The sequence below is a fragment of the Campylobacter concisus genome (assembly GCF_003048575.1).
Lineage (GTDB): Bacteria > Campylobacterota > Campylobacteria > Campylobacterales > Campylobacteraceae > Campylobacter_A > Campylobacter_A concisus_U.
Genome location: NZ_PIRZ01000005.1, coordinates 119808 through 136442 on the forward strand (window position 1 = coordinate 119808; position 16635 = coordinate 136442).

Genomic DNA, 16635 nt, shown 5'->3' on the forward strand with positions numbered 1-16635 from the left:
TTCTAAATAATTGATACAAGACAAATCAAAATTAATATTTTTATCTCTAAGTTATTAAAAAATCAATATAATCGTAAAAATTTAATAAGGGAAATTTATGGCATTTGAAAATGTATTAAAAGCGATTGAAGATATAAAAAATGGCAAAATGGTAATTATGGTCGATGACGAAGACCGTGAGAATGAAGGAGACTTGGTCTTTTCAGCGGCAAGCAGCGATATGCAAAAGGTAAATTTTGCGATCACTCATGCAAAAGGTGTGCTTTGCCTTGCAATGGATGAAGCAAACGCAAAAAGACTTGATTTGCCGCTAATGGTTTCTAAAAATACATCCAGTCACGAAACCGCTTTTACTGTCACGATTGATGCAAAGGAAGCAACGACAGGCGTAAGTGCTTATGAGCGTGATATGACGATTAGACTTGCTGCTAGTACTGATTCAGTGCCTGAAAATTTTGTAAGGCCTGGGCATATATTTCCGCTTATTGCAAAAAAAGGCGGCGTACTCGTTCGAACAGGTCACACTGAAGGATCAGTTGATCTTTGCAAACTTGCTGGCGTTAGTCCAATGGCAGCGATTTGTGAGATCGTAAAAGAAGATGGCACAATGGCAAGACGTGATTATTTGGAGGAATTCTGTAAAAAATTTGACCTAAATATGATAAGCGTTTCTGAATTAGTAGAATACAGACTTAGTCACGAAAGCTTAATAGAAGTTTCGCCTGCAAAGAGTGTAAAAATCTGTGGTTTTGAAGCAAAAAGATATGACATAAAAGATCACGAAAATAAAAATCATGCTACCTATGTTTTTGGAGAGATAAAAGCACAAACTAATGTAAAATTTCAAAAAATAAGCAAAGACCATGAGCTTTTAAGTGGAGACAAATTTGATAATTTATTAAAGGCATTGGATTTTTTAAGTAAAAATGGCGGAGTATTGCTATTTTTAGACAGCAATAAAAGCGATGTAAGCTCACAAAAAGATTATGGCATTGGGGCACAAATTTTAAAGTATTTTGGCATAAGCGAAATTGAGCTTTTAAGCTCAAATAAAAATAAAGAATTTGTAAGCCTTGCAGGTTTTGGTCTTGATATAAAAGGCTATAAAGAAATTTAAATAGATAGCCTTTTGACGCTTTTTATTTAACGCGGATATTGATCATCCTAATAGCAAAATTCTTCACTTGGAAAAATTTTGCCTTTTACATCATTTGTGTAGGATTGTACACTCTTTCTTACAATATCCGCTCCATCAAGATAGCGTTTTACAAATTTTGGTTTAAAGTCTTCAAAAAACCCAAGCATGTCAGACCATACAAGCACTTGTCCATCGACATTTACCCCAGACCCAATGCCAATAACTGGTACATGAACTTGCTTTGTTATCTCGCTAGCCACGCTACTCATCGTGCCTTCAAGCAAGATGCCAAATGCTCCAGCTTGCTCAAACGCCAAAGCCTCGTCAATTAGTTTTTTTGCCTCGATCTCGCTTCTGCCCTTTATCTTATAGCCACCTTCAAATTTATAAAACTGAGGCTTTAAGCCGATATGAGCCATAACATTTATGCCCTCTTCGCAAAGGCGTTTTACTAAATTTACTTGGTGCATGCCAACTTCGAGCTTTACTGCATCGGCATTTGTCTGTTTGAAAAATTTCATCGCATTTTTTATAGCTTGCTTTTCATTTGTGTAGCTGCCAAATGGCATATCAGCCATGATAAAAGTATTTTTAGCTCCGTTACAAACGGCCTTTGTATGATAAAGCATAGTATTCATGTCTGCACTTATCGTGCTTTCTTGCATATTAAAACTCATATTTAAGCTATCGCCAACCAAAATAATATCAGCATAATCATTAAAAAGCTTAGCAAATAACGCATCATAGGCTGTTATCATTACAATAGGGTCAATGCCTTTTTTGTTTTTTATATCATTTATGCTTAATTTTTTCTTCTGAGTTTTTTCATTTTTCATTGCAAGCTCCAAGGATTTTACCTAAAAGGCTAACAATTTTATCAAATTTTTGCTACAATTACGCCAATTTCTTAAGGACATAAAAATGGGTATATTAAAAAGGCTTGAAATAGATTACTCTTATGACATAGTTGAAGAATTTTTATCTCACTATGCTTTAATGTGCGATTTACTCGAGCCTTTGATAATAAATTTAGGAAGAGCTGATAAATATAAAGATAGTATCTTAGAGCTTACTAGGATTTTTCATAATATTAAATCAGCAGCAGGATTCATGCATCTTGATCCGATATTAAAGCTTACAACTTTAGCTGAAGAGATAGCTCAAGAAGCAAGAAGTCTAAAAGGGCCAGCAAATGATAAATTTATAGATTGGTTACTACTTATTAGCGATCAGTTTAATAAATATAAAGATGATGTAGAGAACGATTTTGAATATTTTAGCGTTCTTGAGCCAAAAATCATTGATGTGCCTGCAAAACTTAACTAAATAATTCACTAACCATTTTATTTTTTGGGAGCGACTTGGCTTCGACAGGAGCAGAGTGTGTACGGTGGCACGTCGCTTTGAGCAAAGCGTAAAAAGCTCAAATTAAATTTAAACGCAAACAACGTTAATTTCGCTCCTGCTTACGCTAAAGCTGCGTAAGTTCAGTTGAGCCTTGCTTAGTCTAATTCTAGCTAGGACAAAAGCAAGTAATTTAGCTAGAGTAGGCTCGCAAAGTGACTGCTTGCTAGCTGAAATTTTAGTCTTAGTCTAAATTTTGGTTTTGGAAAGTGAGCCTTTTTAGATGAAATTTTCACTTTTGCTAAGCGTGTAGAGGCTGTATGTATTTTGTTTTTGGACAGGGGTTCGATCCCCCTCGCTTCCACCATTTTTATCTAAAATACAAATAAAATTTTTATTAAATAGCTTAAATTAAAAAAGCTCTTCTGACTCGAAATAATTTTGTGAAATATTTCGCTCTTTTTCATTGGTATTTACATGAAGCACGTAGTAACCTATCTGTGTGTTGCTAGCATCTATTAGTGGTACCACGCAAAAGTAGTGCGTTTTATAAACGTAAAATTCATATTCTTTAAAATTAATATCACGCAAAAAACCTACTATGTTTAAATTTGCACTGCTTAAATTTTCGATGTAATAATCATTTAAAATTTGATCACTTGGAATGCTTTTACGTGATGGCATCTTGTCTTTTGCCAAAAGAACAAATAGATCAATTCCTTGCTTTTTAAAATAATTTCCAAGTGAATCAAAATTTAATAAAACCTCGATGTTGCCAATAATTTTACCATCACGTATTACGTTTGAGACAGCCCTTATATGCGTTCCAGCATACCACGCCTCGATGCCGACCATGGGCTTGTTTTGATGCCTTGACTCTTGCACTAAAAACCTACTACTAGCGATCATATCGCCATATCTGTTTAGATCCCAACTCCTTACATAGCTTTTTAGATCTTTATCATAAATGTGAAGCTTAATGTTGTTATACATCGATGCTGCGCCAAGGGTTTTGGTTAAATTTTCGATATTTTTTATGCACTCATCGCGGCTTTGCCCTAGCAAGCACATTTGTATAGACTCATTTTGAGCAAGCAAGATCGAGATCGCCATTGATGAAAATTTCTCATCATCTATACTTTTATTAAGCTGTTTTACCTGGTAATCAAAAAAGACTCGCATATTATTTTGCATCTTTTCAGTCATATAAGAGCTATAAAGAAAGTAAAAAAGCCCTCCAAGTACTATAATAAAGATAAAAATGATATAAAAATTAAGATATTTTTTATACTTATTCAAAACTAGCCCTTAACTTTTCTTCTAAAAATTTTGCAAATTTATCAAATTCTGGCAACGCAAGCTCGCTTTTTCTTTTTGGATTAGCCCAAACACTATCTGGAAAAAATGCGTCATTACTAAATCTAGCAATAACATGAATATGCACGTGTGACACGTAGTTACCAAAACTAGCAATATTTATCTTGGTTGGTTTATAAAACTCAAGCATCGCCTTTTCAGCTACTAGCATCGCTTCAAATAGCCTTGCCCTACTCGCTTCATCGCAATCGCTTAGCTCACGAAATGGCTTAATGGTAAAAATTTTTATCCATGGAAGTTCATTGTCTTCACGCTCGATTTTTATAAATTTATCTTCATAGATCATATTTGTTCCTATCTTTATACAAAATTTCTCTCTCTTAAAAGCGTATAAAGCTTGATAGTCGAGATAAAAAATGTCACGATCGCTGGTCCAAGGATCACACCCCAAAACCCAAATGTCGTGATACCTGCAAGCATCGCAAAGAATATAAGAAGTTCATTTATCTTTGTTGGTATTTTAACCAGCTTCGAGTTTATAAATTTAATAACAAGTGGTTTTAAAAGCGTATCAGCTGCAAATGAGATCACGACAATGGTGTAAAGTGCGATCGTGATAGCTGCTGCTGTGTTGCCATTTGCAAACTCATAAATACTAATAGGCGCCCATGCCAGAATACCGCCTACAACTGGAATAAGCGAAGCAAAGCTAAAAAAGATACCAGTTAGCACGCCGTCATAGCCGTAAAAACTTGTGACAATAGCAAATAAAAAGCCTTGGATTATCATATTTGCAATGGTTGAATAAAAGACCACACTCATCACGTTACCAACTTCGCTTAAAATAGACTCTGTGTCATCTTGCTTTAGCGGAAGTGCATATTTTAGATAGCTGATTAGTTCATTGCCATAAAGATTGCAAAAGAAGAAAAAGACCAAGATAATGATCATATCAACGCCAAATTTAAGGCTTAACTTACCTAGACTTGCAAGATTTGTCGCAAGTTGAGAAAAAAGCATCTTAATATCAAGTCCGCCGATAAATTCTTTTATCTTTGGCTCTAAAAAATTTATCGACTCAGGCATCCTAAAATCATAATTTTTGATAAATTCGATAGTCTTTGTGACATTGTTTATATCAAAGCCAGCTGCGTATTTTGCGATCTCAACCACCGCATAAAGAAGTGGGGCGATGAATAAGCAAAGAAGCACAGACGTGGTAAGCGCCGATGAAAGCGTCTTGCGGTTTTTAGTGAGCGATAAAAATGCAATTTGGACATTTGAAACCGCGACAGCAAGCAGTGCAGCGATAAAAATATCAAGCAGATATGGTTTAAAAAGATAGACCACCAAAGCCAAAGCACAAAATACAAAAATTCCAAAAAATAGTCTATTGTTCATCTTGCTCCCTTAAAATGGGGTAATTATAGCAAATTTATCAAAGCTGCTCATTTGCTTCCCAAATTTGCTCAATCTCTTTGCCATCAAGCTTGCAAAGCTAGCAAGTACGGCTAGGCTTTTGGCATTTTTAGCATGCTACTGGTGCTTAGTAAATTTAGATAAATTTATAGTTTTACGCAAAATTTCTAGCTCAAAAGCTCCTACAAATTTAGACTTTTACGTGCACTGAAAATTTGTCCCGACGATCTCGCATTCATCACATATTTGAACATATATAGTTCCCTCGCCATCTACTAGACTTCCAAGAGGAATTTGTGCTAGATATTTCATGCTTTTGCTACATTTTGGACATTTTAAATGCTCGGCATCTTGCTCCCACTGCGGATATCCTCCAAGCAAAATTTCGCTATCTATCATATATGAGTAGTGAGCGCAAACCTCGCTGGCTAGCTCGAAATTTTGCCCATCAAGAGTCGTCACAGCATCTCTTAAATAATCTTCGCTATCGCCCTCGCCTACCACTTCTGTTTGCACGCTTTTGCCGTCATTTTGGCAAAAATACTGCACAAGGCCAACGCATGTTGGACAAAATTTAAGCACAGCATCGTTTTTTAGCTCTAGTCCAAGTCGCTTTAGACTCTCTTTTTTGATGATAAATTCCAGCATCTCGCCGCTACAAAATTTACATTTTTCATCGCTTAGTGCTTTAAATTTAATGCTTGCATCTGCGTTTTGGCTTGGCCCACATGTAAAACATTTATCAAAAACTAGGCTTCTTCTCTTGCCACTCTCGTCAAAGCTCCAGCCAGCAACCTGCGCATATCCGTCCATATCAACATGAAGCTTCGCCTTCCAAGGCTTTGGCGCATTATAGAGCTTAAAAAATAGCTCCCTTACCACCTCATCGCCCTGCCAGGCAAGTGCGCAAAGGATGTGATTTATTTTTACGATATTTTCAGCGCCATTTAGACTATTTATGAGCTCGTCTCTTACGTCACTTGGGGCGTTTTTGTAAATTTCAAATGGGTAGTATTCACACTCTTTGGTCACTTCTCTTATTATCTGCTCGTCGCAAATTCCGTGCAGGTAGAAAATATAGACAAGATCACTATAAATTTCATCATATTTGCCTATCTCATCTATGTGTGCTAGGACATTTTTTAGCTTTTGTTTGATCTCATCTTTGCTTAAATTTTCATAAAACTCCAGCTTCTCTTTTTGCCTGCAATCATAGCAGATCCCGTCAAAGTAAATCGTCCTTTGCTTGCACTTAGGACAAAGATGTGGCTCGCTCATTTTTGCTCCAAATTTAAATTTCGCTACTCAAAAAGCCCTTTTTCGATGTCGATCTTGACGTTAAAGATCTCAAAACACTTCGCACTTGCGATCCTACCCTTTGCAGTGCGCTCGATAAAGCCATTTGCAAGCAAATATGGCTCGATGACGTCCTCAACCGTGCCCTCGTCCTCGCTAAGAGCCGCTGCGATCGTGCTAAGCCCCATAGGACGGCGCCTTGCTTGCATCAAAATTTCTAAATACCTAATATCCATCTCGTCAAATCCAAGCGAATTTACCCCAAGCGCGTTAAGCCCCTCTTTTGCGCGCTCGTGGCTGATGATTTGCTCGTCATTTACCTCGGCAAAGTCGCGAATTCGCTTTAATAGCCTAAGAGCGATCCTTGGCGTGGCACGTGAGCGTTTGGCGATCTCAAGCGAGGCGTTTTTGTCGCACTCTTTGCCAAGTTTAACAGAGGCTATCTGCACGATACGGCTTAGCTCGCTGCTTGTGTAAAACTGCAGCCTAAAGTCCATCCCGAAGCGGTCCCTTAAAGGCGCTGAGACCATGCCAGCACGCGTCGTTGCGCCTATTAGCGTAAATTTTGGCAGGTCTATCTTGATAGTCTGGGCAGCTGGGCCAGAGCCTATGATAATGTCTAGCCTAAAGTCCTCCATCGCAGGGTAGAGCACCTCCTCGATAGCTGGGCTTAGGCGGTGGATCTCGTCGATAAAAAGCACGTCGCCTTCTTGTAAATTTGTAAGGATCGCCGCCAGGTCACCACTCTTTTCTATCATTGGGGCCGCAGTCATTTTGATACTTACGCCCATTTCGTTTGCTATGATGTGAGCAAGTGTCGTTTTACCAAGTCCTGGAGGGCCGTAAAATAGCACGTGATCTAGGCACTCATTTCGCTTTTTGGCTGCTTTTATAAAGATGTCTAAATTTTGCTTGATCTTTTCTTGGCCTATGTAGTCTTCAAATTTTGTCGGTCTAAGCGAGACTTCAAAGTCATTTTCAAAGCTTACTTTTTCTATTTCAACAATTCTATCCAAAGTTTTTCCTTCTAAATTTAAGGCTTCATTTTACGCTTTTATGCTTAATCTAAGCTCGTTTAAATTTATAGTAAAAGGTGCTGCCTTCGCCATAAACACTATCAACGCCGTATGAAATTTCATGTTTTTGGCAAATTTCACTGACGATATTTAGCCCAAGACCAAAGCCGCCTTGGATTTCATCCTCTCTTACGTATCTTTTCCAGACCTTTTTGACATCCTTTATCCCCTTGCCAAAGTCTTGTACACTAAGCTTTATCCGGTCATTTTCAAAGCTTAAATTTATTAGTATTTCGCTCTCTTTTTGGCTGTATTTTATGGCGTTTGTAATCGTATTATCAATGATACGCTGAGCTTCAACCTTGCTTAGCATGGTAAATGCATCGCCTTCTAAATTTGTCTTTATCTCGATGTGTTTGACATCGGCCACGCTTGAGAGAAATTTCACTCGATCTATTATGTATTCGCCTAAATTTAGCCGCTCAAGTGGGAATTTTATATAGCCACGCTTTATAAAATACTCGACATCTTCGTAGGTTATTTGCATCTGTTTTAAGGCGTTTTTGATGCGAGTTATATACTTGTTTTCAAGCCCAAGCATCTCAAGATTCATACCAGCTACACCAAGTGGAGTCTTTAGCTCATGCATGGCGTCGTTAAAGAAGTTATTCATATATTTTTGAAACTCTTTATAAGGCTTAACGCTACTTAGATATAAGAAATATACGATAAAAAGCACCGCTACAAGGATGACAAGGAGCATAAGTGCTGCTAGAAATATACTTTTTTCATTATCAAGCTCTTTTTCAACGACAATGTAATAAGGCGTTTTATCCTTTATAAAAAAGCTTTTATAAAACAAGCAGCCATTTTCTTCAAGTGTTACAAATTTAAAGTTGCTTGGCTGCCTGGAGAGATTTGAAATAATTGGATTAAAATTTACATCATAGATCGCAAATTTATAATTTAAAGAAGGAGTTATATTTTCATTTTTTAAAAACGAATTTTTGATAATAGTTTCATGCTTCATCGCACCAAAAAGAGCTTTTGAAGTGCTGTTTTTTTGGCTTAAATTTAAGATCACAAAGCTTTGAAAACAAAAAAGCGACATTATGACAAATGTCGCTATGATCTGAATCTTAAAGCTCTTGTGCATCTATCTTGTAGCCTATACGCCTCTTTGAAGTGATAAAGTCACTGGTTGTTTTGTTTCTTATCTTTAAAACATGCATTCTGATATCAGCACCTTCTATCTCTTTATCATTCCAGACAAGATCTCTTAACTCTTCCATGCTGACGTAAGAATTTAGATGTGAAACTAGACACTCAACAAGTGCAACTTCTTTTGCGCTAAGATCGACCATTTTGCCGTTTTTAAATAGCGCACGCTTGTTTAGATTAAAGCTAAACTCGTCATTGATCTTTACTATGTTTTTATCATCAGTTCCATAGTATTTTCTCATAAGCTCAGCTACTCTAAATTTAAGCTCAGCTAACTCAAATGGCTTTTTTAGGTATTCGTTACAGCCAAGCTCGTAGCCAATCGCCATATCACCTATGTCAACCAAAGATGTTGTTATCATGATAGGAGCGTTTGGATTTAAACTCCTTATGTACTTGATAACCTCATGTCCATTTACGCCAGGCACTTTTATATCAAGTATAAAAAGATGATAGAAATTTTTCTCTATCAGATCGCAGGCCTCCTGACCATCGCTCACCGCTGTAACTTCATAACCAAGCGTCTGTAAAAACTCACAGACGCTCTCTTGAAACCCTAAATCATCTTCTAAAAGTAAAATTTTCAAATCTCTCTCCTAAAAAATAAGTTTTATTAAGATTTAGCCATATTGTAATATTTAATAGGTAAATTCAAAATTAAAATTATTTTTTAAGTATTAAATAAAAATTTGCCCCGCATAGACAATGTAACACCTTAGCAAAAAGACGCCACATATTACGAATAATGCGTTGATCACGGCAAATTCGCGTTTAAAATCATGCACCTTTAAAACGCTTAAGTCTAAAATGATAGGCAAAGCCATACCAAAACCTATGACACCAATATAAAACATTAGCCCAAGAGAATTTGCGCTAAGTGCGTTTGCTACGCTCTCCGCTCCACTTGTGCTTGCGCTTTTTACAACCATAAACAGAGCAACTATGAGCAAAAACTCAGCGATAATCGCAAAAAAATCAAATTTTAATAAATAGTGTGCAATATCGTTTTGCCTTTTTGCCTTATCTTTTAGCACGCCAACAAGTAACGTAAATGCACCAGCGCAACTCAAGCCTGATACTAAAAATAATACTGGCAAAACTGGTGTATTCCAAAGTGCGATCTTATGAGCTGCACTTAGCAAAAAGCCTGTATATGCACCAACACCAATGCCTAGGATAAAAAGTAAAATTCCTATTGGTCCTGAAAGCTTCTCGGCCAAATTTGCAACTAAGTCACAAATAGAAATTTTAAGTGACGCTATCTCATTTTTAAATGCACCGACTGCATACACAACGCTTAGCGGAGTATAAACTAGAAGCAGAGCAACACCTATTGACATAACTGAGTCAAAGTTATAAAGCAACAAGATCCAGTAAAAGCTTAGCGGCTTACCAAGATCAACTACCAAAAGTGCAAGACCAAAAATGATCGCTACTGGAGCGATAAGAGCAGCTGCTTTGAAGTAATAGTTATCTTTGCCGTATTTACCAGCTAAAAGCACTGCAACGATGCTAGCACCAGCACTAAGTCCTGCTAAAAATAGATAAAATGCTATTGGCCAGCCCCAGTAAATTTCTGTATACTGAGCTAGACTTCCTGACATGTTATTCATTGTGTGCTCCTTTTGTATTTGCGATCATTGCAAGTAGAGGTTTTGTGTTTAGCTCCGCTTTTGGCAAGTAGTATTTACTCTCTTTTAATTTCTTTGAAATTTTAGAGTTTTCATCATTTACGTCGCCAAAAGTTAGGGCATTTGTAGGGCAGACGCTAACGCAAGCTGGCTCTTTGCCCTCTTCTAGCCTACTCTCATAGCAAAATGTGCATTTGCCTATTTCGCCATTTGGTAAGACGTAGCGAGCGTCGTATGGACAGGCCAGGATGCAGTATTTGCAACTAACGCAAATTCTATGATCAAGTAGCGTCACGCCGTCAGCTGTTTTAAAGCTAGCGCCAGTTGGGCAAACCTCAACACAAGGTGCATCTTCGCACATAACACAGCTTTGACGTAAAAAGTCAGTCTTTAAATTTGGAAATGTCCCACTCATCTTTGCATGCACCTGCAAGCGGTAAAGCCCCCTCGGCACGTTGTTTGCACTTCTGCAAGCTACCGAACAGCCTTGACAGCCGATGCATAAATTTTCATCATGTATCATCATATATTTTTTCATTTTCTATCCTTACGCTTTACTTATACTAACGCCAACATTTGTAACCATGGTCGCAGCCACTGGCCCTTCGGCTGGATTAAGAAGCACGCTTGTATTTAGCCCCACGTGATCTATACTCTTAAGAGCTGGAGTGATGTGTCCAAAGCCGTGATAGATAAAGAGCGTATCTTCTCTAATGCCCTCGGTCACCATGAGCTTGCCCTTTTGCTCGCCAAATTTATTTTTCACCACGACCATATCGCCATCACGTAAATTTTTACGTTTAGCTGTTTTTGGATTTATCCAGATAGGGCTATCACTCATAAGATCATGAAGCGACGGCACCGCCTGAGTATGTCCATTGGTATGAATAGGCGTTTTGCCACAGGTTAAACAAAGATCATGCCCATCAAATGTGTCCATATCTTTGTCATTTAGCGCGCCATATCCTGCAAACTGTGCCTCGACATCAGGCAAAAATAGCTCTATCTTGCCACTTTTTGTTTTAAGCTTAGCCATATCATCCATTAGACCATTTTCACCTACAAATTTAGCAGCGACTGGATATTTAGCGACAAATTTATCGATCATGCCCTTTTCTCTAAACAAAATTCCAGGCTCATCCCACGTGATAAAGCCATCTTTTTCAAGCGTAGCAAGTAAATTTACATCTCCACCAGCTTGTTGCATCCTAAACTCGCGTATGTCATTCCAGGTGTAAAGCTCATCTATCTTCATGCGGCGTGCTAGCTCCCTAAAGATAAATGCCCCGTCCTTAGTGTCGCCAACTGGATCAATAACCTTATTTCTTATCATATAAGCTGGTTTTAGACCTGACTTATCCTCTATGCCCTCGTCGCGCTCTAGGTAGCTGCTCTCAGGCAAGATGACATCAGCAAATGTCGCCATATCGTTTAGATAGACATCACTTACCACGATAAAATCAAGCTTCTTCATCGCCTCTATGCTCTTCATCGTCTCAGCAACGTTTATTAGGTGATTAAATCGGATGTTAAACCAGCCTTTTATGGCGTAAGGCTTTTCGTTTAAGATAGCGTCATTTATATCCATCAAAACGCCATGTTTTCTGCTTACAAATTTATGCCTACCAGTCTCGCCAGCAAAGTCTAATCTAGTGACTTTTGGCACTTTAAATTTCTCATCTGGATTTTTAAGAACTGGAAATTTATCCTCGCCGACTAGTTTGTTAAAGGTTTTTGCATTTTTACCACCAAAAAGACCGCCTTTAACCTCCCAGTTGCCCATCATCGCATTTGCCACCATGATAGCCTTTGTCCTCATATATTCAGCTTTTGTGGTGGTTGTCTTATGCCCAAAATCAAAAATAACTCTTGGGGCAGCTTTATAAATTTCATCAGCGATGCGTCTAACGTCACTTGCTTTTATACCAGTGATGCTCTCTTGCCATTCAGGCGTTTTGCCCTCTACACTTTTAACGATCTCATCAAAGCCGGTTGTAAATTTCTCTATAAATTCTTTATCATAAGTGCCATTTTGTATCCATGTATTTATGATAGCTAGCACAAAAGCTAGATCAGTGCCAGGCTTAACTGGCAGCCACTCATCAGCCTTTGAAGCCACCACGCTAAATCTTGGCTCAAGTACAAGTAGCTTTGTATCTTTTTTGGCTGCAAATTTAGCAAGCTTTTTAGCATCGGCTATGACGATACCTTCAAAGAGGTTATGACCAAAATTTACAATATATTTTGCATTTGCAAAGTCTCTTTTTAGCTTAGCTATGCCATACATCTGCTCGCAGACCATTTGATATGTGATCGGACAGCACGAAAAGTGTGAAAAGCAGTTTGGTGAGCCGTAAGATGAGGCAAAATTTACCATTAGCTTATGCGTTTGCGAGCTTTTACAGGTAAAGACAAAGCTTTCAGGGCCATACTTTTGCTTAATCTCAAGCATTTTTGAAGCAACTAGATCAAGTGCCTCGTCCCAGCTAGCCTCACGCCACTTATTTTCTCCTCTCTCACCAACCCTGATCAAAGGCTTTTTGACTCTATTTTCGTCATAAAGCTGACTAAAACCAGAGCCACCTCTTGCACAAAGTGAAGTTGCCGTACCGCCAGCTTTTGGATTACCGCTTAAGAAGCAAATTTTATTATCAACAACCTTTGCTTCGATAGGGCATCTTGAAGAGCACATCTCGCAAAAGCTACGGACGTACTTCTCATCTTGCTTTGCAGCATTTTCTAAAGCACCACCCGGTAAGGACGATGCAACCATACTAACTCCAGCACCGAATTTTAAAAATTCTCGTCTATTTAAGCTCATCTTTCTCCCTTTAAAAGATATTTGCCTTTAGTTATTCTAGTATTTAAAGTTGAAAATAAAATTAAATTTTACTTAATATTTATATTTAGATTTTTAGTTTTAAAAAATGGGTGTTCTAATATCAAAATGAGTAAAATTCTAAAAATGATAAATTTAATTAGTATAATTCTTAACGCAATCTTATAAAAATTTTGAATATAAAATTTTGATTAAGGATTTTGAATAGAAATTAAAAATTTTAAAGGGATTTAAAAAAGCCGAGAGAGATCTCGGCTTAAGTTTGATTTAAAATACCTATAAAAGTATCGGAGCTATCAAAAATCCAAGTGCGACAGAAAAAGCAATAGCTAAAACGCCTGGAATAAAAAAGGAGTGGTTGAATATATATTTACCTATCCTAGTTGTTCCAGTATCATCCATTTGAACGGCTCCAAGTAGTGTCGGATATGTTGGCAACACAAACAATGCTGAAACTGCAGCAAATGATGCAACTAAAATATATGCGTCACCGTTATTTGCAGCAGTTAAACCAAGTGCGGCTATAACTGTAGGAATAAGCGCCTTTGCGGTAGCGGCTTGAGAATAAAGAAGCATACTAGCAAAAAATAGCGCAACAGCTAGCATAAACGGATAGTCTTTAACAAAATCGCCGGCAAAATTTTTGATCGCATCGGTGTGATTTACCACGAAAGTATCTCCAAGCCACGCTACACCTAGCACGCAGATGCACGCGGTCATACCGCTTTTAAATGTAGCTGTATTAAATAGTTTATCGACCTTGACACCACAAGTTAGTGTGATTAAAGTAGCGATAACTAGCATAAAGCTCATAATAGCGTTATCTCTAGTTAATACCAACGTCTTTGTAGGCTTATCTGGATCTTCTACATATTTTACATTAGTAGTTGAGTCAGTTTTGACTTTTATATCTTTTGCGACTAGTTCGTTAAATTTATCCGGACTTTTGGTCTCATAAATTTTTTCATAGCCTGTTACATAGCTTGGTTTTATCCAACCTACGTTTTTACTAATAGCAGTAGCGTATAAAACGACAGAGATAACGCCAACTAGGAATATTAAAACAGATAATTTAGCTCCTTTTGGAAGCTCTTTTTTCTCTTCGATTTTAACATCTTTGATTAGCCCTTCTTTAAGTCTTCTTTGATACTCTTTGTCACTACTTAGATCAAGATTATAAAATATATTTATAACAAGAGCCGTTAACATACAACCAATAAAAGTGGTAGGTATCCAGATAGCTAATAGTAATGGATAACTAATGCCAAGTCCGCCCAAAGCATGCTCACCAGCCATAAATACAACCGCTGCTGAAACTGGGCTTGCAGTAATAGCTATCTGACTAGCGACAACAGCTATACTAAGAGGCGCGCTAGGCTTAATATTTTGCGTCTTTGCAACTTCGGTAATAACTGGAATCATAGAAAATGCTGTGTGTCCAGTACCAGCAAATACAGTTAGCAAGTAAGTGACAACTGGAGCTAAGAAATTTATATATTTTGGATGTTTTCTTAGTATCCCTTCAGCTATTTGCACCAAATAATCAAGGCCACCAGCTACTTGCATCGCTGTAATAGCAGCTATAACGGACATGATGATTAAAATAACGTCCCAAGGTATACTACCTGCTTTTAATCCAAGTCCTAAAGTTAAAACTACGACGCCAATGCCACCAGCATAACCAATAGCCATACCGCCTAGTCTAACACCCAAGAATATCGCACCAAAAAGCACGATCAACTGTAATATCAATGAAATATCCATTGAAAACTCCTCTATTAAATTTTATAACTAAAATTTTTACTTAAGCGTGTCAGAATTTTGACACGCTTTTAATAATACTTTGCTTAAATTTTTACCTAATCATGCTTGGATTTAGCATATTTTTTGGCTCTAAAATTTTGTCGATCTCTTCCTTGCTTAGATAACCTCTCTCTAGGCAGATATCACCAACTGCTTTACCAGTTTGCAAAGCCTCTTTAGCGATGCTTGCAGATTTTTCATAGCCAATGTATGGGTTAAATGCTGTTACGATACCAACTGAGCCTAGAACTGATTTTAAGCAAGCTTCAGGATTTGCTGTTAGTTTTCTTACAGCTTTTTCAGCTAGCGTTTTCATCGCGTTTTCAAGGATAAATATAGAGTTAAATAACGCATAAGCAATGCCCGGCTCAAATGCATTTAGCTCAAATTCGCCTCTCTCACTGCAAAGCATGATAGTTACGTCGTTACCGATGACTTCATAGCACGCTTCGCCTACAACCTCAGCGATAACTGGGTTTACTTTGCCTGGCATGATAGAGCTGCCTGGTTGCATTTGTGGTAAATTTATCTCGCCAAGACCGCATCTTGGACCTGAGTTCATTAAGCGAAGGTCATTTGCGATTTTTGAAAGTCTAACAGCTGCAGTTTTTAACGCACCACTTACGTGAACGAAGTCTGCTGTATCTTGTGTAGCTGCGATGAAATCATCAGCTTTTTTGAAATCAACACCAGTGATATCTTTTAACTTTTTAACAACTACATTTTTATAATCAGGGTGGCAGTTGATACCTGTACCAATCGCAGTTGCACCCATATTTAGATATGTCATTGATTCGCGTGCAGCTGTGATCTTTTCGATATCGCTTTTGATGTAGCTTGCAAATGCATTAAATGTATTTCCAAGTGTTGTAGGAACTGCATCTTCAAGCTCTGTTCTACCCATTTTAATAATATCTTTAAATTCTTTTGCTTTTTTATCAAATTCGTCTTTTAGTAGATTCATCGCAGTAAGCAAATCAGTAAGCTTTGCGTAAGTTGCTACTTTTATTGAGCTTGGGTAAGTGTCATTTGTACTTTGTCCAAGATTTGTATGATCATTTGGATGGATGTATTGATACTCGCCTTTTTTATGACCCATGCTCTCAAGCGCGATGTTTGTAATAACCTCATTTGCATTCATGTTTGTGCTTGTTCCAGCACCACCTTGGACCATATCAACCACAAATTGATCTAAAAACTCACCAGCTATTACTCTATCAGCGGCTTTTGCTAGCGTATCAGCGATCTTAGGATCTAAAACACCAACCTCTTTATTTGCAAGTGCGGCTGCTTTTTTGATTTGCGCAAATGCTTTTACAAAGTATGGATACTCTTTTAAAGTTCTACCGCTCATGTGAAAATTTTCGGTAGCTCTAAATGTTTGGATACCATAATAAAAATCGTCAGAGATTTCCAACTCACCTATAAAATCGTGTTCTTTTCTGGTTGCCATAACCATTCTCCTTATAAAAAATGTATTAATGAAATTATATAGATATTTAATATTTTAAATATTAATTACTACTTTATTTTTTTAAGCTTTGACTTTTAACCTAGATAAAACGACTTTTGGAGAAAAATTTATAGTAGCTTTTAAGCTATATTTAATAA

15 protein-coding genes and 1 other RNA gene are annotated in these 16635 nt (G+C 37.4%); 3 read left to right on the forward strand and 13 right to left on the reverse strand.

Annotated elements, in window-relative coordinates:
• Positions 1–97: 97 nt before the first annotated feature.
• Entirely contained in the window at positions 98–1117 is a 1020-nt protein-coding gene (locus tag CVS84_RS07315) for a bifunctional 3,4-dihydroxy-2-butanone 4-phosphate synthase/GTP cyclohydrolase II (protein ID WP_107691739.1), read from the forward strand.
• A gap of 47 nt (positions 1118–1164) precedes the next feature.
• On the opposite strand, the gene panB is transcribed toward CVS84_RS07315, so the two are convergent.
• Positions 1165–1974, reverse strand: coding sequence for a 3-methyl-2-oxobutanoate hydroxymethyltransferase (gene panB, locus CVS84_RS07320; protein WP_107691754.1), 810 nt, complete (start codon positions 1972–1974; stop codon positions 1165–1167).
• A gap of 85 nt (positions 1975–2059) precedes the next feature.
• Between panB and CVS84_RS07325 the strand changes: the two genes are divergently transcribed.
• On the forward strand, positions 2060–2464 hold the full coding sequence (locus CVS84_RS07325) for a phosphorelay protein (RefSeq protein WP_084042130.1): 405 nt from the start codon (positions 2060–2062) through the stop codon (positions 2462–2464).
• A gap of 26 nt (positions 2465–2490) precedes the next feature.
• Positions 2491–2849, forward strand: a transfer-messenger RNA (tmRNA) gene (gene ssrA, locus CVS84_RS07330).
• 44 nt (positions 2850–2893) lie between these two features.
• Here ssrA and CVS84_RS07335 read toward each other — a convergent pair.
• The 12 genes from CVS84_RS07335 to CVS84_RS07390 form a co-directional block, all read right to left on the reverse strand.
• Positions 2894–3688, reverse strand: a complete 795-nt coding sequence (locus tag CVS84_RS07335; RefSeq protein WP_199906120.1) for a cache domain-containing protein — start codon at positions 3686–3688, stop codon at positions 2894–2896.
• Between the two features lie 85 nt (positions 3689–3773).
• Positions 3774–4145, reverse strand: a complete 372-nt coding sequence (locus tag CVS84_RS07340; RefSeq protein ID WP_107691741.1) for an HIT family protein — start codon at positions 4143–4145, stop codon at positions 3774–3776.
• Between the two features lie 14 nt (positions 4146–4159).
• A complete protein-coding gene (locus CVS84_RS07345; protein ID WP_107691742.1) occupies positions 4160–5200 on the reverse strand; it encodes an AI-2E family transporter in 1041 nt (346 codons plus the stop codon).
• 216 nt (positions 5201–5416) lie between these two features.
• On the reverse strand, positions 5417–6496 hold the full coding sequence (locus CVS84_RS07350; protein WP_107691743.1) for a cytochrome C: 1080 nt from the start codon (positions 6494–6496) through the stop codon (positions 5417–5419).
• Between the two features lie 23 nt (positions 6497–6519).
• On the reverse strand, positions 6520–7530 hold the full coding sequence (gene ruvB / locus CVS84_RS07355; RefSeq protein WP_107691744.1) for a Holliday junction branch migration DNA helicase RuvB: 1011 nt from the start codon (positions 7528–7530) through the stop codon (positions 6520–6522).
• Between the two features lie 49 nt (positions 7531–7579).
• Complete coding sequence (locus CVS84_RS07360; protein ID WP_107691745.1) at positions 7580–8686, reverse strand: sensor histidine kinase; 1107 nt, start codon at positions 8684–8686, stop codon at positions 7580–7582.
• A complete protein-coding gene (locus CVS84_RS07365) occupies positions 8670–9338 on the reverse strand; it encodes a response regulator transcription factor (RefSeq protein ID WP_054196949.1) in 669 nt (222 codons plus the stop codon). Before CVS84_RS07365 ends, CVS84_RS07360 begins: the two co-directional genes overlap by 17 nt.
• Positions 9339–9428: 90 nt before the next feature.
• Positions 9429–10364 (reverse strand): NrfD/PsrC family molybdoenzyme membrane anchor subunit, encoded by a 936-nt coding sequence (nrfD, locus tag CVS84_RS07370; protein ID WP_107691746.1) that lies wholly within the window; start codon positions 10362–10364, stop codon positions 9429–9431.
• Positions 10357–10920 (reverse strand): 4Fe-4S dicluster domain-containing protein, encoded by a 564-nt coding sequence (locus CVS84_RS07375; RefSeq protein ID WP_107691747.1) that lies wholly within the window; start codon positions 10918–10920, stop codon positions 10357–10359. The genes nrfD and CVS84_RS07375 overlap by 8 nt, the downstream gene beginning before the upstream one ends.
• A 9-nt stretch (positions 10921–10929) precedes the next feature.
• Positions 10930–13203, reverse strand: a complete 2274-nt coding sequence (phsA, locus tag CVS84_RS07380) for a thiosulfate reductase PhsA (RefSeq protein WP_107691748.1) — start codon at positions 13201–13203, stop codon at positions 10930–10932.
• Positions 13204–13497: 294 nt separating this feature from the next.
• The gene (locus CVS84_RS07385) at positions 13498–14985 is read right to left on the reverse strand and encodes an anaerobic C4-dicarboxylate transporter (protein WP_107691749.1); all 1488 of its coding nucleotides are present in this window, start codon (positions 14983–14985) and stop codon (positions 13498–13500) included.
• A gap of 91 nt (positions 14986–15076) precedes the next feature.
• Positions 15077–16477 carry an aspartate ammonia-lyase gene (locus tag CVS84_RS07390; protein WP_107691750.1) on the reverse strand — a complete coding sequence of 467 codons (1401 nt, stop codon included), beginning with the start codon at positions 16475–16477 and terminating at the stop codon, positions 15077–15079.
• Between the last annotated feature and the right edge of the window lie 158 nt (positions 16478–16635).

Coding starts and splice junctions, on each gene's coding strand:
- CVS84_RS07315 (WP_107691739.1), top strand. CDS start 98: ATGGCATTTGAAAATGTATTAAAAGCGATTGAAGATATAAAAAATGGC.
- panB (WP_107691754.1), bottom strand. CDS start 1,974: ATGAAAAATGAAAAAACTCAGAAGAAAAAATTAAGCATAAATGATATA.
- CVS84_RS07325 (WP_084042130.1), top strand. CDS start 2,060: ATGGGTATATTAAAAAGGCTTGAAATAGATTACTCTTATGACATAGTT.
- CVS84_RS07335 (WP_199906120.1), bottom strand. CDS start 3,688: ATGACTGAAAAGATGCAAAATAATATGCGAGTCTTTTTTGATTACCAG.
- CVS84_RS07340 (WP_107691741.1), bottom strand. CDS start 4,145: ATGATCTATGAAGATAAATTTATAAAAATCGAGCGTGAAGACAATGAA.
- CVS84_RS07345 (WP_107691742.1), bottom strand. CDS start 5,200: ATGAACAATAGACTATTTTTTGGAATTTTTGTATTTTGTGCTTTGGCT.
- CVS84_RS07350 (WP_107691743.1), bottom strand. CDS start 6,496: ATGAGCGAGCCACATCTTTGTCCTAAGTGCAAGCAAAGGACGATTTAC.
- CVS84_RS07360 (WP_107691745.1), bottom strand. CDS start 8,686: ATGCACAAGAGCTTTAAGATTCAGATCATAGCGACATTTGTCATAATG.
- nrfD (WP_107691746.1), bottom strand. CDS start 10,364: ATGAATAACATGTCAGGAAGTCTAGCTCAGTATACAGAAATTTACTGG.
- CVS84_RS07375 (WP_107691747.1), bottom strand. CDS start 10,920: ATGAAAAAATATATGATGATACATGATGAAAATTTATGCATCGGCTGT.
- phsA (WP_107691748.1), bottom strand. CDS start 13,203: ATGAGCTTAAATAGACGAGAATTTTTAAAATTCGGTGCTGGAGTTAGT.
- CVS84_RS07385 (WP_107691749.1), bottom strand. CDS start 14,985: ATGGATATTTCATTGATATTACAGTTGATCGTGCTTTTTGGTGCGATA.
- CVS84_RS07390 (WP_107691750.1), bottom strand. CDS start 16,477: ATGGCAACCAGAAAAGAACACGATTTTATAGGTGAGTTGGAAATCTCT.